Origin of the sequence: Paenibacillus sp. S28, from assembly GCF_016624415.1 — a bacterium.
In the GTDB taxonomy this organism is placed as follows: domain Bacteria; phylum Bacillota; class Bacilli; order Paenibacillales; family Paenibacillaceae; genus Paenibacillus_AQ; species Paenibacillus_AQ favisporus.
In genome coordinates this window covers 47,682-66,428 of sequence record NZ_JACVTM010000009.1, presented here as the reverse complement: position 1 = coordinate 66,428, position 18,747 = coordinate 47,682, and the positions used below count along the sequence as shown (strand labels likewise).

The window sequence follows — 18,747 nt, the reverse complement described above, 5'->3', positions numbered from 1 at the left end:
ACAAGCTAATACGTTGAAGTCACAGCCCTCCCGACATCGTGCGTGAGGGCTGTTTTTTGCAGCGCGTTCCGGTGGGCATGCGTCATTTCGATCATAAAGGGCCGTCTCGGCCGGCTTACGTAATGAATCGCATCCTCGTTTTTGAACCAGTCATATCGCGGGATCGGTTCGCTGTACAGGTCGTGCCACACGTCGTGCAGGAGCGGGCTGTACAGGCGCCGGCCTCCGGGGAGCCATTCCTGCTTCATCAGCTCGACACTTTCCAGCGGGGAGTTCAGCGCGTTTTTCTTGTCATGGGTAAACAGCTGCGGCCAATATTCGCTCCGTGAACCGCGGTGCTCGACGACTGAGGCGAACGAGTGCACGCCGGACAATACATCCTCGTAACCGAACAGAGTGGCGTAAAGCGCTTTGCCGAAGGCAATCCTCTCGTTCAGGCTGGAGAACTGCTCCAGAATAAGTCCGACCATGGAATCGGCGGCGTAGCCGGCCGACTCGCGGATCCGGGACTTTTCTTCGGGGGTATGGAACACGTCGGCTTCGAGCTCCGGGATATGCGGCAGCATCGGGAAGACGACTTGATTCATCTGAAACTTGCTGTGCAGGGAAAATGCCTTTTTACGGAGAATCCGGCTTTGATAATAACCGTTCTGCACAACGCGGCCCTCAATATAATTTTGTTCATTGATGATCAGCCCGACGGCAAGCAGGGCGCTGTCCCGTTCGATCCAGAAGCGGTCCCAGAAGGGGCTCATGAACGCCGACACGCCAAAGCTCGGGAGCAGGTGAAACAAGCTCCGTCCAAGGCGCCGGCTGTGACTGTACAGCAGAAGCTGGGGGTAGGCGTCCTGAAAAATGAGCGCGTTGCACCGCTCCAGCATCCGGTACAGGTCTTCCCGGGCGGAAGGCTCCATCAGATCGGACATGAGTCCGCCCTTCAGGTCGCTCATATTCCAGCCGGCGTTCCGCGACACCATGTGGGCCAAAAAGGACCAATGGAGCTCGGGATACTCCCGGTAGCAATCGTAATAGGCCTTCGTCCGCGTAATGTTGCTGCGGTTCGCCTCCCGGGTGCGGGTCCGGATCGTATGAAGAATGTCCTGCTCTTCCTGGGAGCGGGCATTCGTATGCCGGGGATAAGCCAGGTGGTGGCGCATTTCCCGCATCCGGCCGATGTCGCTGGCCATCCGGTCCAGTTGGTCGCGGATACTCTGGGCGGAGGTCTCCTTCCAGTCGAGCGGCCGGCGGCGGCGGGTCAGCTGCCGGGAGGCTTTCCAGCCGGCGGCTTTGCCGCGAGCGATCTCGGCGGCCGTCTTCGGCAGGGCCGACATGATCCGGATCCAGGCGGGTACAAGGGTGCGCTGCGCAGATGTTACCGGCATGTCCGCATCCTCCTTTCTTGGAAATCTCTCATTACCTTCAGTATGGCTAAAAAATTTGACTTCCACTCGGTATTTTGATTCACTAAGAGAAGAAATGGACAAGAATTGGACAAGATATGGGATAGAAAGGGCGGATATCCATGCAAAAAATTACTTCTCAAGCCGAATTTCAAGTCGCAATCCAGTCTCCGAGACTGACCGTAGCCGTATTTAAAGCGGATTGGTGCTCGGACTGCAAATTTATGGACCCGTTTATGCCGGACGTGGAAACGAAATTTTCGAACGATCTGACGCTTGTCGAAGTGGACGTGGATCAAGTCGGCGACCTCAGCCAGGAACTGAACATTTTGGGCATACCGAGCTTTGTGGCCTTTTCGGACGGCCGGGAGCTGGTGCGGCTGGTAAACAAGCTTCGCAAATCGCGCGAAGAAATCGAGGGATTCCTGAATACGGCGCTGGACGTATACAGAACGATTCATAAATAAGCTAATTCGCACCGCTCTTGCCGCACAGAGGCATTTGAGGCGGTGCTTTTCTCTTTAAAGAGCAGCTTCATGGCATGGCTGTACGGAACCGAAGGTATTCGGGTTTCACCACCATTTGGCCGAACCGGCAGCGAAGCAAAGCCCCACTTCGTGGGGCTGTTTCATTTCTCCGACATTTCTCCGACATTTTGTCACAAAGTGGCCGTGATGTATGTCAAGGAATCAGGTATAATAGATGAGATTGGTAAAATATTGAGGTACCTGTCTTCAGTGGTAAAGTTTTTATTATGAGCAGCAGGTGAGAGAATTTTGAATACCAGACAATTGAAATGGCTCAGTTATTTAACGTTTGTCGTGATGTTTTTTGCGACGTTCGGCGGAACCGTGGTCACCAAGACCGATTCCGGACTCGGATGCGGGCATGAATGGCCGCTGTGTCACGGTGAGTTCGTTCCGGCGCATACCATCGCCTCATTAATTGAATATTCGCACCGGCTGGTCAGCGGGCTGGCAGGACTTACAGCGGTCGCGGTGGTGGTCGCCTTCCATCTGTTCGCCAAGAACCGGCGCGACCTGCGCACGTATTCGGTGTTGACCCTTATTTTCGTATTGGTTCAGGCTGTCATGGGGGCAATGGCTGTCGTGTATGACCAGTCCTCGGCCGTGCTTGCCTTCCACTTCGGTTTCTCGCTGATCGCGTTTGCCAGCTCGCTGATGCTGGCCTTAGGCGCCCGCAGGATGGACAAACTGGGCGAGGCTTCGTACCCGTCCGGCGGTACGTCGCGCGTCAGCGCGACCTTCCGCGGCTATACATGGGCCGTGACCATCTACTCCTATATCGTCGTTTATATCGGAGCATATGTCAGCCACACCAACTCGGCGGGAGGCTGCCTGGGATGGCCGCTGTGCAACGGGAAGTTCATTCCCGAGCTGTCCGGAGGGGTGACTATCGCGTTTGTCCACCGGATCGCGGCACTGCTGCTGTTGATCGCGATCGCCGTACTGGCCGTCTGCGGCTACCGGCTGAACCGGGGGAACCGGGAGCTGCAGGGCCTCGGCATCGCCGCGGTAACGCTGTGCCTGATGCAGGTGTTCAGCGGGGCGGCGATCGTGTCGACGCTGAACAAGCCGGAGGTTTACATCTTTTCCGCGCTGCTGCACAATCTGCTGATTTCGTCTCTGTTCGGCGTGCTCTGTTATTTGAGCGTCCGTGTCTGGCAGACCGGAAGGGCGACGCTTCAGCAGCCGAAGTCCGCTTCGGCCGCCCGGGGAATCGGCTTTGAGCCGCAGGGCGGCAAACGATGAACTGAATACCGCTGCACATCCAAAGTCCGCGAAGTGATTCGAGGGCTTTGTTTGTAAGTTTATTTATTATTTTTTGGCTTATTCTGGAGAGGAATGATCGTGTGAGCTATCAAAATTTACGCCAATGGCTCGAAGCCTTGCGCAAGGAAAATGACCTGAAAGTGATCGAGGCTCCCGTGGATCCGTACCTGGAGCTGGCGGAGATCCACCGCCGGGTCATCGACGAACAGGGGCCGGCGCTGCTGTTCACGAATGTACAGGGGACTCCGTTTCCCGTGGCTACGAATTTGTTCGGTACCAGCCGGCGCGTAGATATGGCGTTCGGACCGCGTCCGGAGGAGCTGATGAAGTCCCTGGTGGGTGCGCTCGATACGATGCTTCCGCCGACGCTGTCGGCGCTGTGGAATGAACGCGGCCTGATCAAGGACATTCTAAAGGTAGGCATGAAAACCGTTCCGATGGGCGATGCTCCTGTGCTCGGCGTCTCCCGCAGCGACCAGCCGCTGAAAGACCTGCCGCGGGTCACAAGCTGGCAGGAAGACGGCGGCCCGTTCATTACGCTGCCCCTCGTTTATACGGAGAACCCATCGCGGCCCAAGGACCACAATCTGGGCATGTACCGCATGCAGATTTATGACAACCAGACGACCGGTATTCACTGGCAGATCCATAAGGGCGGAGGCTTCCATTACCACGAAGCCGAGCAGCGCGGCGAAGCGCTGCGCATGACGACGTTCCTTGGCGGACCGCCGGCCCTGATCGCGTCGGCGATTGCGCCGGGCCCGGAAATGCTGCCCGAGCTGCTGCTCACGTCCATGATTCTCGGCGAAAAGCTGCCGATGGTGGAAAATCCGCTCGGCGGGCACCGGATTCCGGCGGAAGCCGAGTTTGCGATCAGCGGCCTCGTCCCGCCGTTCGAACGGCGTCCGGAAGGTCCGTTCGGGGACCATTACGGGTATTACTCCCTTCTGCATGACTTTCCGGTCTTTCACGTCAACCATATGTGGCACCGCAAGGACGCCATTTATCCGGCGACGATCGTAGGCAAGCCGCGGCAGGAGGACTATTTCATGGGCGAATTTCTGCAGCGTCTGCTGTCGCCGGCCTTCCCGCTCGTCATGCCTTCGATCAAATCGCTGTGGACATATGCCGAGACGGGATTCCATGCCCTTGCTTCGGCTATTGTCCGCGTCAGTTACTCCCGCGAAGCGCTCGTATCCGCCTTCCGGATGCTGGGCGAAGGTCAGCTGTCCCTCACCAAATTCCTGATCCTGACCGACCAGCCGGTCGATCTCGAGAACGCCAGCGAGCTGCTGGAAACGGTGCTTGCGCGGTTTAACCCGACCGTCGATCTGTTTATATTTAATAAGACATCCCACGATACGCTCGATTACACCGGACGCAAGCTGAACCACGGCAGCAAAGCCGTGCTGATGGGGATCGGGGAGCCGGTCCGCGAGCTGCCGCGTGCTTATGAGGAGGGGCCGATCGCGGAGATCGAACAGATTGTTCCTTACTGCGGAGGCTGCCTCCTTGTCTCAGGCGCAGGGTACGAGGACGAACCGGAGCTGCCGGAGCGCCTGCTGCAGCGGCTGCAGGAGAAGGGAACCGAATGGCCGCTCGTCCTTCTGGTGGACGATGCCCGCCAGACGGCAGCCGACCAGACGTCCTTCCTGTGGACGGTGTTTACGCGCTTCAACCCGGCCACGGACATCTATGCGGGTGCCGAAGTACGGAATCACCATCTGTCGTACCGACTGCCGATTGTAGTGGATGCACGCATGAAAACCGGGTATCCGGACGAACTGATTCCGCGGGAGGATATCGTCAAGAAGGTGGATGAACGCTGGAACAGTTATTTTGCGTAAATACTGATCAGGGAGAGAATGCCGATGCTGCGAACGCTGCTTGGAGAGATGCCCCGCCAAAATAACGGGCTGCTCGAAGATGCCATCGAAACGATGGTGGAGACGATCCATTTGCTCCAGAACGAGATCGAAAAGAATGAGGATCCCAGCCATGATTACCGTAAACTGGAGATATGGACACGCGGTTTGGTGTCTTCCCTGGATGAATTGGAGCAGAGCTGGTATGCCGCTTCCTTTTTCCGTCAATCGGTCAAGGCCGGTTATGTGGATGACATGACGATTGAGGAGCAGGCCGAGTACGCCAGGTACGTATACTTCTATAAAAACGGGTTTATCCGCGTGTTTTCCGTTCTGGACAAACTCGGTACGGTGCTCAATGATCTGTTTGATCTGAACACGCAGAAGACCAAACCGCATTTTTCCTATTTTACGGTGCTCCGGCAGTTTCACTACATGAAAACCCATGAAGGCCTGGCCGGGCAGCTGTCGAAGATTAAGGACGAATACAAGAGCGCCCTGAACGTGCTGCGCAAACGGCGCAATGCGGAGGTTCATTACATGAACTCCGAGATGCAGGATGACTTGTGGCAGCGGCACCAAGGTCTTAAGGATAAGGTCGAGCTGGAGGATCTGGACCAGCATTTGAGCGAGCTGAAGCAGGGGCTGGACATGGTATGCAAGTCGCTCTCGGCTTCCTTTCATTACGCCAACAAGCTGTGGAAAAAGGAAGGCATGCATCCATAAAGGGATACAACAAATTTCCTTTTGACAAAGTGGGCAAATATATCTATACTGTAAAAATGAAAACACGTCATCATTAATTTCATAATCTTTTCTTATCGAGAGAGGCGGAGGGACAGGCCCGATGAAGCCCGGCAACCGATTTGAGCACGGCATCCGCCGTTACTCGAATGTCATGGTGCTAATTCCTACAAGCTGCAGCTTGAGCTGCAGGTTGGCAGATGAGAAGGCAGCGACTTTTACAAATAAGGGAGCCCCTTTTCTGATTCTGTCAGAGGGGCTTTTTATTTTGCCTGGATTCAATAGAATAGACTGGTCATTTAGATAGATTATGCGAACCCTATCCGGGTAGGATAGGGGGAAGAGAGGGGGCCCTTCGGTTGATCGAACTGAAGCAGCTGACGAAAAGGTACGGCCAAGGGGCAAAGGCGACGGAGGCTTTGTCCGGGCTGAACCTCAGCATTAATAAAGGAGAAATTTTCGGCGTGATCGGCCACTCGGGCGCAGGGAAGAGCACCTTGATCCGGTGCATGAACCTGCTGGAACGCCCGACCTCCGGAGAGGTATGGGTAGGCGGCGTTAATCTGACGGGCCTGAGCAAGCAGCGGCTGCAGAACGAACGGCGGAAGATCGGGATGATTTTTCAGCATTTCAATCTGCTTAGCTCGGCGACAGTGTATGACAACATTGCTTTTCCGCTCCGGTTAGCCCGTAAGGGCAAAGCGGAGGTGGAGGCTAAGGTTAACGAGCTGATCGCGCTGGTCGGGCTGGAAGCCCACCGCAATAAATATCCGGCCCAGTTGTCGGGAGGCCAGAAGCAGAGAGTGGGCATCGCCCGCGCGCTGGCCAGCGATCCGCAGGTGCTGCTGTGCGACGAAGCGACTTCGGCGCTCGATCCGCAGACGACGGATTCGATCCTGAAGCTTCTGCTGGACATTAACCAGAGGTTTAATCTGACGATCGTCCTGATCACCCATGAGATGCACGTCATCCAGAGCATCTGCGACCGGGTGGCCGTGATCCATCAAGGCGGCATCGTTGAAGAAGGCGCGGTAACGGACGTATTCCTGAAGCCGCAGCACCCCGTGACCAAGGATTTTGTCCGCGGGGAGCAGAGCCAGGGCGAACCGCTTGAGCTGGCTGCCCAGGCTTCCGGAACGGGTTCGGCGCAGGCTGTGAAAATTACGTTTCTCGGCAGCAAAACGTACGAGTCCATCTTGTCCCGGACCGTGCGCGAGACGGGGGCGGATTTCGCCATCCTGCAGGGCACCATTTCCACCATTAAAGATACCCCGTACGGGCAGCTGATTGTCCGCTTTGAGGGCGGACGGGATCAGATCGATGCGACGCTCGCGAAGCTGAGCGAGCAAGGGCTTGACGTGGAGGTGATGAACTGATGTGGGGTTTGGATTTTTCCTCGGTTGACTGGAACGAGATCGGCGTAGCCACCCTGGATACGCTGAAAATGCTCGGGGCTTCCGCGGTGTTCACCTTTGTCCTCGGTCTTCCGATCGGCATCGTGCTGTTTATGGCATCGCGCTCGACGACGGGCTGGGTGCGTGCCGTCTATGCGGTCATTTCCTTTATCGTGAACATCCTCCGTTCGGTCCCGTTTATCATCCTGATCGTCGCCCTGATCCCGGTCACGAAAGCGATCGTCGGCGTCACCTTCGGGGTGCTGGGAACGATTCCGCCGCTGGTGATCGGTGCTGCGCCGTTCTTCGCCAGACTGGTCGAAACATCGCTGCGCGAAGTGGACCGCGGCGTAATCGAGGCGGCGCATTCGATGGGCGCTTCGACCTGGCAGGTCATCACGCGGGTGCTGCTGCCCGAAGCAAGACCAGGCCTGCTGGCCGGAATTACGATTACGGTCGTGACACTCGTATCCTATACGGCGATGTCGGGGATGGTTGGCGGAGGCGGTCTCGGCGATTTGGCGATCCGCTACGGTTATTACCGCTATGAAACGACCGTCATGATTATATCCGTCATCTTCATGATCGTGCTGGTGCAGCTGCTGCAAATGGCGGGCGACCGGCTGGTGCGTCACTTTACCAGAAAGTAAGGCGTACAACGTGTTTGGCTCACAGTCATGCATCCGGATCACCGGATTTGACCTGGAAAGGCAAGGCAGGTAACATCAAAGCACTGCCTTTCTAATATAAATCATATTATTCTTATGAATTTAAGGGGGATTTATCCAATGAAAAAATGGCTCGTTTCTTTTCTGACCCTGGCCCTGGTTGTCGTGCTCGCCGCGTGCGGCAGCAAGCCGAATAACAGCAGCAGCGATGCTGCGGGCGAATCCGGGGACAAACCGGCTGCAGCCGAAACGGTTACACTGACGGTTGGCGCGACGGCGAAGCCTCATGCCGAAATTTTGAAGCATATCCAGCCTGCGCTTGAAAAAGAGGGCGTGAAGCTCGTCATCAAAGAGTTTTCCGATTATGTGCAGCCGAACGTGCAGACGTTCCAGAAACAGCTCGACGCCAACTTTTTCCAGCATCAGCCTTACCTCGACAATGAAAACAAACAGCGTAAGATGGACCTTGTTCCGGTCGTAGGCGTTCACCTGGAGCCGCTTGGTGCTTATTCCAAAAAGGTGAAGAGCGCTGACGAAGTTCCGGACGGCGCAACCGTCGGCATTCCGAACGATGCAACAAACGGCGGACGCGCGCTCAGCCTGCTGGCCAAGCAAGGCTTGATTACTTTGAAAGATCCGAACAAAGTCGAATCCACGGTGAAGGACATTACCGCGAATCCGAAAAACCTGAAAATCAAGGAAGTCGATGCTGCAATGCTGCCGCGTCAGCTGAGCGAATTCGACCTGGCCGTCATCAACACCAACTACGCCCTGGAAGCCAGCCTTGATCCAACGAAAGACGCGCTCTTCATCGAAGGCAAAGACAGCCCTTATGTTAACATTCTGGTGGCCCGTCCGGATAACAAGGACTCCGATGCCATCAAGAAGCTGGCTGCTGCTCTGACTTCCGACGACGTGAAGAAGTTCATCGAAGACACGTATAAAGGTGCCGTTATCCCGGCATTCTAAAGCCTGTGCAATGCGCAGCACAGCCGCAAGGGGTTCATCCCCTGCGGCTTTTTTATTTGCATCTGCGTCGGGCAAACATTTTTTATTTGGCTCGCTTTTCCCCGCTGCCCGGTGTACTGGGTTTCCAAGTTGCGGCGGTGCCGTGAAATCTTTTATACTATACAGGGTCAATGATCTTGCGTGAGGTTTGTACATACATACACCATTATATTTTTAATAGGAATGATGTGTCTCGAATGGTTAAAAGGATGGGAAGCTCGGATAGCAGAAAGGAGGGTGGCATTTTGAGGGGAAAGGTTGCCCTGATCACAGGCAGTGCCAAGGGACTTGGCAAAATGACGGCGCTCACGCTGGCACGTTCCGGCTGCGACGTCGCGCTTAACTATGTCCACAGCCGCCGCGAAGCGGAGGAACTGCAGGCGGTCATCGAGGGACTGGGCGTGCGCAGTATCGCCGTGCAAGCTGATGTCTCCGACACGGGCCAGCTGGAGCATTTGGTGGCTCGCGTCGAGTCCGAGCTCGGCAGTCCGGACATCGTCGTGAACAACGCAGGCCCTTTTATCCGCGAGCGTAAACGGTTCTCCGATTATACCCAGGCGGAAATTTTGTCGCTCATCCAGGGCAATCTGGTCGGCACGATGCTGTTGGACCATTTGGTGCTGCCTGGGATGCGGACTAAGCGCTGGGGAAGAATCGTCCACTTCGGCTTCGGCCATGCGGCGGAATCGAGAGCGTGGCCGCACCGGGCGGTGTACGCCGCCGCCAAGACCGGACTGGTTTCTTTTACGAAGACGCTGGCGGTCGAGGAGGCCCCGTACGGCATTACGGTGAATATGGTGTGTCCCGGGGACATCCGAGGGGATAACAAAGAGAAGACCATTGCCGAGGTCGCCGGATTGCAGGACGGCGAGACGCCGCGGGGCAGACCCGGCAGCGGCGAGGATATCGCGCGCGTGATCGAGTACTTGTGCCGCGACGCTTCCGACTTTATCACCGGCAACATTATGGACATCTCCGGCGGGCTGGATCCGATCCGTCCCTGGATTGGTCCGGCAGATCACGGGATGTGACTGCCAGAGATGGCGTCCCACGCCACAAAAAAAGAAGAGACCCGTCTTCGATGAAGTCAGGTCTCTTCTTGCTATTGAATGGGATTAGAATACTTGAATAACGTCGTTGATTCCTTCAACTTCCTCAACGAGGGCGCGTTCGATCCCGGCTTTCAATGTAATGGTGGAGCTTGGGCAGCTGCCGCAGGCACCCATCAGTTTCAACTTCACGATGCCGTCTTCCACGTCAACCAATTCGACGTCGCCGCCATCGCGTTGAAGGAACGGGCGAAGCTTATCAAGCACTTCTGCTACATCATCATACATGGTGCTCTGTGCGTTTTCGCTCATTGATTTCAACTCCTTTCCTGTAATTCTTATTATATTACAAACCGAGACAAAATAAAATGGCTATATATGCTGCATCGGACAAGACCGTTGATATTATCTGCTTCACCCGGTAAACTAAGATAAGGCCTACCTAAGAATCAATACCTAAAGCAGGTGATATCATTGAGACCCATCATTGAGTTTTGCACCAACAACATGCATTTCGGAACCGATGAAGTCATGGAGAAGCTGGAGGAGAATCCGGATTACGACGTTATCGAATACGGATGCCTGAGCAATTGCGGCCAATGCGCCATGATGCCCTTCGCCATGGTGAACGGTGAGATTATAGATGCTGACAGCGCCGATGAGCTGTATGAGGCCATTATGGCCAAAATAAAAGAACTCGAGGCTTGGGACAGCCTCGAGCTGGATTAGCCGAAATGGCGTCTGGACTTCCAGAGTACCCCGCTTTTTAACAGGCGGGGTACTCTTCCTTTTACCGAAGTTTTCCCCATTAGGCCAAAGCCTGCCTTGCTGCCAAGCGATCCCAGGGTTCCACGAAGGTGGATCTTGTGGATTTTCGGCGTCTCTCCTTTCCAGAGCGCATGAATCACGTCGGCCACTTGCTTGGCCTGAGCTCCTGCCGCCTGGGCGCTGGGAGCGAACGGAATGCTGGCGCAGTCCCCCACAACATACACTTCCGGGTAATCCGGAATTTGGGAATACGTGTTGACCACGACCCGGCCCCCCGGATCCTTCGGCACGTTCAAATCCTGAACGACCTTCACCGGCTGAATGCCGCCCGTCCAAACCGCGGCGTCGGTGTAGATTGCTTCATCCCCGTTATAGACGATACCGTCTTCCACCCGGCACACGGATATGTGGGAGCGCGTATTCACTTCATGATCCATGAACCACTGCTCCACGTACAAGGAAACCGTCTGCGGGAAGGAGGAGAGCACCCGGCTGCCCCGGTCCAGAATCGTGATGTTAAGATCCGGACGGCTCTCCCGCAGCTCCGCAGCCGTTTCAACGCCGCTGAGGCCGCCGCCGATAATATGTACGTTTCCGTACGGCTTGACATCATTCAAGCGCTGATAGGTTTGGCGAGTGCTTGAGAACGTCTGGATGCTGTTCGTGAATTGATCCGCGCCAGGTATGCCGTGATAACGGTCGGTACAGCCCAAGGCGATCGTCAGGTAGTCGTATTCGATCGGGTCGTCGCCTTCGAGGTGTACCCGCTTGCCTTCCAGATCGATGGATGTGACTTCGCCGTATTTTTTCGTGAGCTGGGGATGGTTCGGAAACTGGATGCGCAGATCATAGTCGCTTGCCGTCCCTGCCGCAAGCGCGTAATACTCGGTTTTAATGCCTTGGAAAGGCATGCGGTCAATCAAAATCAGCTCCATATCTTGGGGGAAGTGGTTGTTCAGGAGACCTTGAATCAATGCAAGGCCTCCGTAACCTCCACCCAGGATGACGAATTTTCTCATATGTCCGTCTTTCCTTTCTCATACGTCGGCTTTGAGGTAAGGTATAAAATTCCTCTTACTTATTCATAAACTTTTATTTCATTATAAAACGTGTCGCGTTCCACTGGAATGCGTCCGGCGCCTTTGACTAGCCAGATCAGCTCATCGCGGGTGAGGCCTTCCGGAGTGAGCGCGCCTGCGGCGTGGCTGATGCGTTCCTTAAGGATGGTGCCATGGACGTCGGATGCGCCGAAGCTCAGCGCAACCTGGGTCAGCTGCGGCCCGATATTAATGAAGTAAGCCTTCACGTGGTCGATGTTGTCCAGCATCAGACGGCTGATGGCAATGGTCTTCAGATCCTCGTAGGCGGAGTTACGGCGCATGATGCCGGCATTTTTATTTCTTGGCTGCATGGAAAGAGGAATAAATACCATAAATCCGTTCGTTTCGTCCTGAAGATCGCGAATCTGCATCATGTGGCGGATCCGGTCTTCATGGGACTCGATCGATCCGTACAGCATGGTAGTATGCGTCTTCATGCCCAGGTTATGCGCCGTCCGGTGCACCTCGAGGTATTGCTCAACGTTAGCCTTTTCCACCCGCATTTTTTTGCGGTATTGGTCGGACAAAATTTCCGCACCGCCGCCGGTCAGCGATTTCAGTCCAGCTTTTTGCAGCTCCTGCAGCACTTCCTTGATGCTGAGGCCGCTGATGCGGGTGAAGAAGTCGATTTCGGCCGCTGTATAGGCTTTTAGCGTTACGTCCGGGAAGCGGTCGGTCAGCGCCTGCAAGGAATCCACATAGTATTGGAAAGGCACGTGCGGGTTATGTCCGCCAACGATATGGAATTCCCGGACGCCCGGATGAATGTGCTGCTCAATGTATTCGACCATTTCAGGACCGGAATACGTATAGGAGCCTTCATCACCAAGGTCTTTGCGGAAGTTGCAGAACGCGCAGTGCGCTTCGCAGACATTGGTAAAGTACAGGCTCATGTTTTCGATGAAATATACTTTTTTGCCGTTCTTGCGTAGGTTGGCTTCGTTCGCCAGCTGCCCCAGCGTCAGCAGATCATCGGTTTCATACAGAAATACTCCATCCTCGAGGTTCAGCCGCTCACCCTGGCGGACCTTCTCGATGATTTCCTGCATGCGTCTTTCGGTGTTCGATGTTACAATAGTGGACATTTCCATTCCTCCTGTTCGCATTTTGGTCGTGCGGAAGACACGCCCTTTGCAGGACGCAAGAGTCAACCCGCAGCGCCTGGAAGGAGTCCGGCGTTCAACCCGTCCAGTCGATTTGCCAATTTTATCGGTCAGCGTCTTCCATGTACCGCAGAGGATATGTATTCAGCGGATCATCCAAGCCGTAAGGCCAGACGCTTTGGTAAGCACTCCGGAGAGGCTTTTGGCCGGTAAAGAAAAAGTAGGGGGCCCGCCTTTTTTAGATTATAGAATGTATAAATTTTTCAACGAAGCCGAAGAATTCTATAATCGCAAGACAAACATCCGCTAAGCGCGGCCTGTCTTCTGTGAATGAATCGATAGACTTTTTTATGTGAAAAAAGTTACAACCCAGAGTGACAGACCGTTGTCTTTTCCATGACAAAATACCGACACTTGCTCCCTCATTACCCACCTATTATAAACCGCCTATCCGGGGTCCGCAATACAGTTATACAGAATCGGCATGCGAAGATCCGGAAATCATACCATCTTTAAGGATCCTGCGAAGGGGGCAAATGTGTTATAAATCCTCCGGATTAAGCCTGATTATACCTTTTGGAGGCGCGAATACGGCGTTCCGACCGCCTTTCTGGTACATCATGGGAACGGAGGAGGGGATGTTGCCGGGCGGAACCTCTCTTGAGGGGAACAACGTTGTGGAGTATACTAAAGGTAAGTGCAATGTACTCACAGAGCGGGACTTTTGCTCGGCCGCCTTTCAGGTGCGCTGCTGAAGCCCTGCAATGAATAAATTCACATCAGTTAACCAAGGAGGGTTACCTATGATCAACATTAGCGATTCTGCTTCCGATAAGCTGAAAGAAATGCTCGCCGAACAGGAAATTCCGGGGATGTTCCTCCGTCTTGGGGTACAGGCCGGCGGATGCAGCGGATTTTCTTACGCCATGGGCTTCGACGATGCCGAAACCGAAGACGATGTATACATGGACGTTAACGACATGAAGGTGGTCGTGGATAAAGAAAGCCTCCGCCTGATTGACGGGCTGGAAATCGACTTTGAGGAGTCCGGCATGAGCGGCGGATTCACCATGAACAATCCGAACGCTACGGCGACCTGCGGATGCGGCGCTTCGTTCCGTACAGCGCTCGATGCAGGCAAACCGGCTCCGGAGGAGTGCTAACGGGCACGCACTGCGGATGAATAAGACAAAAGGCTCACACCTTCTTCGTCCAGAAGCAGGTTGTGAGCCTTTTTTTGTTCGTTAGGAGAGCCCGGGAACGATAAACGTTTTGTTCACCATCATGACGAGCATGGCCGCCGCCACGATTGAAAAGGCGATGCAGCAGGTGCCGAGCCCTTTGCGTCTGTCTTTCAGAAATTTAAAGCCCAAAGCAAAGATTAAAACGGTTGTCACGACCAGAGCAAGGGACATGCCGATCATGCCGACCCAGTATAATACCCCGAAAAATTGAGCCACAGCTGTTATCCTCCTTCGCAGGATATTCCAAATTTACACACTTCATTTCATTATATCCGATTTAGACAGGCACGCCAAGGCTCCGCTATCCCCCGTTTTTATGCGTTTATCCTTTTCTATGCACAAACATACAGGAGGGAACCTGTAGATACGAGTATGTTAATAACATAGGAGCATAGAAAGGAGGCGACAACATGGGGGGAAGACAGCTGGCAAGCAAATGGCTGAAGACCGAAGCGCTGCTGACGGATCCGGATGTTGCCCCATATATTCCGCAGACCCGGTCTATGAGCCGGGAGAATCTCCAGCAAATGCTGGGGATGTATGACTTTGTCGTCGTAAAACCGGTCGTCGGCGGAGGCGGTTACGGTGTCATGAAAATATCCCGTACCGGCAGCGGTTATAGTATAACCCGCTTCTCTCAAACCTATTATTTTGACAGCTTCTCCGGCATGTACAGCGGTTTTCGGAAGCTAAAGGTGAGAAGGACCTATTTAATTCAGCAGGGGATTAAATTGGCCAAGGTCGATGGGCGTCCGATCGATTACCGTGTCAAATACGTCAAAGTGGACGATCGTTGGGTCATTACCGCAATGGTGGGACGAGTCGCGCGCAGCGGACTATTCGTAACCAATCTGTGCAAGGGCGGTTTTTTGCTGAAAGGCCGCGTTGGCCTGAGCCGTTCCCTGCCGCAGATTTCTTCCAAAGCAAAGCTTAAAGAGATGCGTTCCCTTACCCGGCGCTGTACGGCAATTCTGGAGCGGCGTTTTCCCGGCATCGGCGAGCTCGGCTTTGACTACGGCCTGGACGACAGCGGGAGAATTTGGATTTTTGAAGTAAATACGCGCCCACAATAAACCAAACTGGCAATGTTTGGGAGATTATAGACGGGGTAATATCATTATATAAGACTATGAAAATGTAAAAATATTTTTAAAGCCGGGTCGTATGCACAGCACCTGTGTATAACGTTTATCCCCAAAATCCACTGCATTTTTATTGGTATTCCGACACTTGCTAACAAATTATACACAGGATTTCCACAACAGGTTGTGGATAAAGCGAACGCTTGTTCTCTTATGCGATGTTTGATATGATAGGTTTGAGGAAAATTAAGGAAAGGATGTGAAGATAATGGCTATGTTGTCGGATGAATTGCTGCTCGATTCTTATCATATGGCCGTGGAACTCATGCTGGATCATGATTTCATCGCTTTACTCCTGGCCGAAATCCACAAGAGGAATCTAGAGACTTCATCAGAGAGTTTAGTTCATTAGGACACATCCCGGTACACATCCACAAATGCTGTTGTACTATAAGCTGCATATGACGTGGAAGTTATGGAAGGTGTGGAGGTGTAACATCTATTTTCCAGATTGGCAGCATCGCAACAAAATGAGGGTATCCTATCTGAATCATGATTCCATGACGATCAGATCAGGATACCCTCTTTTTTTGTGGCCCAATTTGCGCGTTAATTCGGGCTAGAGTTTCATATTGCTGCTGTGGCCGGGAGACAGCTTAGCTTCCGGATCAATGTATACCTTCGCGTTGTTGACCGCGGTCGGCGCCTCGCCGAATCCTACGGCGATAAGCTTCAGTTTGCCCGGATACGTGGTGATGTCTCCGGCGGCGAATACGCCGGGAATGTTCGTCTCCATGCGGGAATCCACCACGATGGAGTTGCTCTCGATCTGAATGCCCCAATCGGAGATCGGGCCAAGGGAGGATACGAAGCCAAAGTTCACGATGACGTCGTCGACTTCGATCTCCTGCGTTTCTTTGGTTTTCACATGGGACAAGGTCACCTTGGTAATCGTGTCTTCCCCGTGCAGGGCGGTGATTTCCGTCGGCGTCACGACCTGAACCTTGGAAGCCATCAAATTCTCGACGCTGTGCTCATGCGCACGGAATTTGTCGCGGCGGTGAATCAGTGTGACTTGCTCGGCGATCGGCTCCAGCATGAGCGCCCAGTCTACTGCGGAGTCTCCGCCGCCGCTGATCAGCACCTTTTTCCCCTTGAAGCGGTTTAAGTCATTCACAAAGTAGTGCAGATTCGTTTTCTCAAATTTCCTAGCGTCTTCAAGCTCCAGTCTGCGGGGTTCAAAGGCTCCGACCCCGGCCGTAATGATGACGGCTTTGGAGTGGTATTCGCCTTTATCGGTCGTCACCACAAAATGGCGCTCGTCCTGCTTAACGAGGGAAGTAACCTTTTCCTCCAGTCGTACGTTCGGCTGGAACAGGTCCATCTGCTTTTGCAGATTGTCGACCAGCTCCTGTGCCGTTACTTTAGGGAATCCGGCCACGTCATAAATGTATTTCTCGGGATATAAGGCTGCAAGCTGCCCGCCAAGCTGGGGCATACTTTCAATGAGTGTGACTGATGCCTGGCGCATCCCGCAATAGAAAGAAGCGAACATGCCTGCAGGACCTCCTCCGATAATGAGCAGGTCGGTTATGTCAGCCGGCTGCGATGTCATTAGTGTAAGCACCTCCAACAAATATAAATAAGAACGCTAGCGAAATTAAACACGCTGTATATTCTTCAAATTCCATCTCATTATAATACATCCGGGCTTCGGCTGAAAAGTTTACATCCTATTTTGCAAATTCCCCGTTTGGATAAGAGAATAAACTTGCCTGAAAACTGGAATGAAAAGGAAAATGAAAACAGCATGGATGCTCACTTGGAGGGCCAAATAATACTTGATCTTTTATGGGAAAGTGGCTATCATTTTAGTTATGTGCGGGCAGGTTTTGGTAGTATTCCCGCTGTTTTTTTTCTTACACAGGCTGCCTGTGATAAAAAGATTCATTGAAGTTCAAACTAATGTGTAATATTTCACAATAACATTTGTAATGGTTCACAAATATATATAGAGACCGACATTTTGGAAGGAGCAAGATGATGAGCAACATTCCCAAGATAGTAATCCTTGGTGCGGGTTACGGCGGCATCCTGACAGCACAGCGCCTTCAAAAGGAATTGAATTATAATGAAGCGGACGTAACGCTTGTTAACCGTCACGATTACCACTATATTACGACCCATTTGCATATGCCCGCTGCCGGTACGGACAGCGTCGAGAATACACGGGTACCGATTTCGAAGCTGATTGACGAATTCAAGATCGATCTGGTCAAATCCTCCGTTCAGGAAATCCGCCCGCATGAGAAGAAGGTCATCCTGGAGGACGGGACGCTCTCCTACGATTTCCTGGTCATTGCCCTCGGCGGGGAATCCGAAACCTTCGGCATTCCGGGGATGGCCGAATATGCGATGACGATCCGCAGCATCAACTCGGTGCGGCTGATCCGCAAGCATATCGAGTACCAGTTCGCGCTGTATAAAAATGAACGCAGTCCGCAGGAAAGAATCAATTTTGTCGTCGGTGGAGCGGGCTTCAGCGGCATTGAGTTTGTTGCCGAGCTGGCCGACCGCATTCCGGCACTGTGCAAGGAATACGATGTCGATCCGAATCTTGTGAATGTCTACAATGTGGAAGCGGCGCCAACGGCGCTGCCTGGTTTTGCTCCGGAGCTCGTGGAGTATGCCATGGAGGTGCTCCGCAAGAAAGGCGTAACCTTCAAAATCGGCGTGGCCATCAAAGAATGCAAGCCGGACGGCGTAGTGCTTGCGACCGGTGAAGAGATCAAGGCGGCTACAGTGGTGTGGACCGGAGGAATCCGCGGCAACCATATGATTGAAGCGGCCGGCTTTGAAACGGCAAGAGGACGGGTGAAGGTTGACGAGTACTTGCGGGCGCCTGGTAGCGACCACATCTATGTCATCGGGGACAACGCCCTGATTATGAATCCGGAAGGGCGTCCGTATCCTCCGACGGCGCAGATCGCGATGCAGCAGGGCGTGTGCTGCGCTCATAACATCGTCACGGCAATCCGCGGCCAGCAGCCGAAAAAGTTCGAATTCAGCAACAAGGGCACCGTCGCTTCCCTGGGTAAAGGCGAAGGTATCGCAGTAGTAGGCGACAAGCATATAAAGGGCTGGCGGGCAGCTCAATTGAAGAAGATCGTAGATATGCGCTACCTATTTATTATCGGCGGCATTCCGCTGGTATTGAAGAAAGGAAAATTCCTGTAATGAGGCACTGCAGTGTTCAAGTCCGCGCATTGTTGACCCGGGACGAACTGGACCGTTATAACGCCTTGATGGAAGTGGGATCCTTCCTCGAGGACCAGAACCGGTACGATCTGTCGTACACGGTCCAAAAGGAAGTGGACATCCTCATCCTGCCGGCCATTGAAAGGCTGAAGGAAAAGGGAAGGGACCGCGACCGGGCGACCGCCGAATTTTTGGAGTCGATGAAATCGCAGCAGGATGAACAACAGGAAGAGGACTAAGGAAACAGCAAAAAGGTTTGCCCTGAATTTAC

Annotated in this window: 22 protein-coding genes and 1 riboswitch; of the genes, 16 read left to right on the top strand and 6 right to left on the bottom strand. The window is 53.6% G+C overall.

The genetic code is table 11. From position 1 onward, the window contains the following. Positions 1-5: 5 nt before the first annotated feature. Complete coding sequence (locus tag IAE55_RS21135) at positions 6-1,382, bottom strand: DUF2515 family protein (protein WP_200633819.1); 1,377 nt, start codon at positions 1,380-1,382, stop codon at positions 6-8. 140 nt (positions 1,383-1,522) lie between these two features. Here IAE55_RS21135 and IAE55_RS21130 point away from each other — a divergent pair, with 140 nt between their 5' ends. The 9 genes from IAE55_RS21130 to IAE55_RS21090 all read left to right on the top strand — a co-directional run bounded on the left by IAE55_RS21130 (position 1,523) and on the right by IAE55_RS21090 (position 9,903). Continuing rightward, entirely contained in the window at positions 1,523-1,867 is a 345-nt protein-coding gene (locus IAE55_RS21130) for a thioredoxin family protein (RefSeq protein ID WP_076173701.1), read from the top strand. 69 nt (positions 1,868-1,936) lie between these two features. Next, positions 1,937-2,158, top strand: a complete 222-nt coding sequence (locus IAE55_RS21125; RefSeq protein WP_145163274.1) for a hypothetical protein — start codon at positions 1,937-1,939, stop codon at positions 2,156-2,158. A gap of 18 nt (positions 2,159-2,176) precedes the next feature. Further along, complete coding sequence (locus tag IAE55_RS21120) at positions 2,177-3,172, top strand: COX15/CtaA family protein (protein ID WP_105445075.1); 996 nt, start codon at positions 2,177-2,179, stop codon at positions 3,170-3,172. A 101-nt stretch (positions 3,173-3,273) separates the two neighbouring features. Beyond that, positions 3,274-5,040: a UbiD family decarboxylase gene (locus IAE55_RS21115; RefSeq protein WP_145163271.1), complete on the top strand. Its 1,767-nt coding sequence runs from the start codon at positions 3,274-3,276 to the stop codon at positions 5,038-5,040. Positions 5,041-5,064: 24 nt separating this feature from the next. Then, positions 5,065-5,784: a Cthe_2314 family HEPN domain-containing protein gene (locus tag IAE55_RS21110; RefSeq protein WP_116234112.1), complete on the top strand. Its 720-nt coding sequence runs from the start codon at positions 5,065-5,067 to the stop codon at positions 5,782-5,784. 89 nt (positions 5,785-5,873) lie between these two features. Next, positions 5,874-6,009, top strand: a riboswitch (SAM riboswitch). Positions 6,010-6,161: 152 nt separating this feature from the next. Then, positions 6,162-7,178 (top strand): methionine ABC transporter ATP-binding protein, encoded by a 1,017-nt coding sequence (locus IAE55_RS21105; RefSeq protein ID WP_116234113.1) that lies wholly within the window; start codon positions 6,162-6,164, stop codon positions 7,176-7,178. Further along, a complete protein-coding gene (locus IAE55_RS21100) occupies positions 7,178-7,846 on the top strand; it encodes a methionine ABC transporter permease (protein ID WP_145163269.1) in 669 nt (222 codons plus the stop codon). The genes IAE55_RS21105 and IAE55_RS21100 overlap by 1 nt, the downstream gene beginning before the upstream one ends. Before the next feature lie 138 nt (positions 7,847-7,984). Further along, positions 7,985-8,833: a MetQ/NlpA family ABC transporter substrate-binding protein gene (locus IAE55_RS21095; protein WP_145163267.1), complete on the top strand. Its 849-nt coding sequence runs from the start codon at positions 7,985-7,987 to the stop codon at positions 8,831-8,833. A gap of 284 nt (positions 8,834-9,117) precedes the next feature. Next, positions 9,118-9,903: an SDR family oxidoreductase gene (locus IAE55_RS21090; protein ID WP_145163265.1), complete on the top strand. Its 786-nt coding sequence runs from the start codon at positions 9,118-9,120 to the stop codon at positions 9,901-9,903. An 84-nt stretch (positions 9,904-9,987) separates the two neighbouring features. On the opposite strand, the gene IAE55_RS21085 is transcribed toward IAE55_RS21090, so the two are convergent. Continuing rightward, positions 9,988-10,233 carry a NifU family protein gene (locus IAE55_RS21085; protein WP_094599257.1) on the bottom strand — a complete coding sequence of 82 codons (246 nt, stop codon included), beginning with the start codon at positions 10,231-10,233 and terminating at the stop codon, positions 9,988-9,990. 162 nt (positions 10,234-10,395) lie between these two features. Between IAE55_RS21085 and IAE55_RS21080 the strand changes: the two genes are divergently transcribed. Then, the gene (locus IAE55_RS21080) at positions 10,396-10,650 is read left to right on the top strand and encodes a YuzB family protein (RefSeq protein ID WP_076173719.1); all 255 of its coding nucleotides are present in this window, start codon (positions 10,396-10,398) and stop codon (positions 10,648-10,650) included. Here IAE55_RS21080 and IAE55_RS21075 read toward each other — a convergent pair. Together IAE55_RS21075 and mqnE are read right to left on the bottom strand one after the other, a co-directional pair. Continuing rightward, positions 10,647-11,708, bottom strand: coding sequence for an NAD(P)/FAD-dependent oxidoreductase (locus IAE55_RS21075; RefSeq protein ID WP_105445080.1), 1,062 nt, complete (start codon positions 11,706-11,708; stop codon positions 10,647-10,649). The genes IAE55_RS21080 and IAE55_RS21075 overlap by 4 nt on opposite strands. Positions 11,709-11,767: 59 nt before the next feature. Then, on the bottom strand, positions 11,768-12,874 hold the full coding sequence (gene mqnE, locus IAE55_RS21070) for an aminofutalosine synthase MqnE (RefSeq protein WP_076173721.1): 1,107 nt from the start codon (positions 12,872-12,874) through the stop codon (positions 11,768-11,770). Between the two features lie 821 nt (positions 12,875-13,695). On the opposite strand from mqnE, the gene IAE55_RS21065 reads away from it, so the two are divergent. Continuing rightward, positions 13,696-14,055, top strand: coding sequence for a HesB/IscA family protein (locus tag IAE55_RS21065; protein WP_145163261.1), 360 nt, complete (start codon positions 13,696-13,698; stop codon positions 14,053-14,055). 81 nt (positions 14,056-14,136) lie between these two features. Here the strand turns inward: IAE55_RS21065 and IAE55_RS21060 are convergent, their stop codons facing one another. After that, positions 14,137-14,352 (bottom strand): hypothetical protein, encoded by a 216-nt coding sequence (locus tag IAE55_RS21060; RefSeq protein WP_076173723.1) that lies wholly within the window; start codon positions 14,350-14,352, stop codon positions 14,137-14,139. Between the two features lie 194 nt (positions 14,353-14,546). Between IAE55_RS21060 and IAE55_RS21055 the strand changes: the two genes are divergently transcribed. Together IAE55_RS21055 and IAE55_RS21050 are read left to right on the top strand one after the other, a co-directional pair. Further along, positions 14,547-15,209, top strand: coding sequence for a YheC/YheD family protein (locus tag IAE55_RS21055; protein WP_145163259.1), 663 nt, complete (start codon positions 14,547-14,549; stop codon positions 15,207-15,209). A gap of 277 nt (positions 15,210-15,486) precedes the next feature. Further along, on the top strand, positions 15,487-15,630 hold the full coding sequence (locus tag IAE55_RS21050) for a sporulation histidine kinase inhibitor Sda (RefSeq protein ID WP_089548462.1): 144 nt from the start codon (positions 15,487-15,489) through the stop codon (positions 15,628-15,630). 207 nt (positions 15,631-15,837) lie between these two features. Here the strand turns inward: IAE55_RS21050 and IAE55_RS21045 are convergent, their stop codons facing one another. Then, entirely contained in the window at positions 15,838-16,833 is a 996-nt protein-coding gene (locus IAE55_RS21045) for an NAD(P)/FAD-dependent oxidoreductase (protein ID WP_076173725.1), read from the bottom strand. A 156-nt stretch (positions 16,834-16,989) separates the two neighbouring features. On the opposite strand from IAE55_RS21045, the gene IAE55_RS21040 reads away from it, so the two are divergent. The 3 genes from IAE55_RS21040 (at position 16,990) to IAE55_RS21030 (ending at position 18,715) form a co-directional block, all read left to right on the top strand. Next, positions 16,990-17,172, top strand: a complete 183-nt coding sequence (locus tag IAE55_RS21040) for a hypothetical protein (RefSeq protein ID WP_152398702.1) — start codon at positions 16,990-16,992, stop codon at positions 17,170-17,172. 89 nt (positions 17,173-17,261) lie between these two features. Then, positions 17,262-18,455 (top strand): NAD(P)/FAD-dependent oxidoreductase, encoded by a 1,194-nt coding sequence (locus tag IAE55_RS21035; protein WP_076173727.1) that lies wholly within the window; start codon positions 17,262-17,264, stop codon positions 18,453-18,455. Next, the gene (locus IAE55_RS21030; protein ID WP_116234121.1) at positions 18,455-18,715 is read left to right on the top strand and encodes a hypothetical protein; all 261 of its coding nucleotides are present in this window, start codon (positions 18,455-18,457) and stop codon (positions 18,713-18,715) included. Before IAE55_RS21035 ends, IAE55_RS21030 begins: the two co-directional genes overlap by 1 nt. The last annotated feature ends 32 nt before the right edge of the window (positions 18,716-18,747 follow it).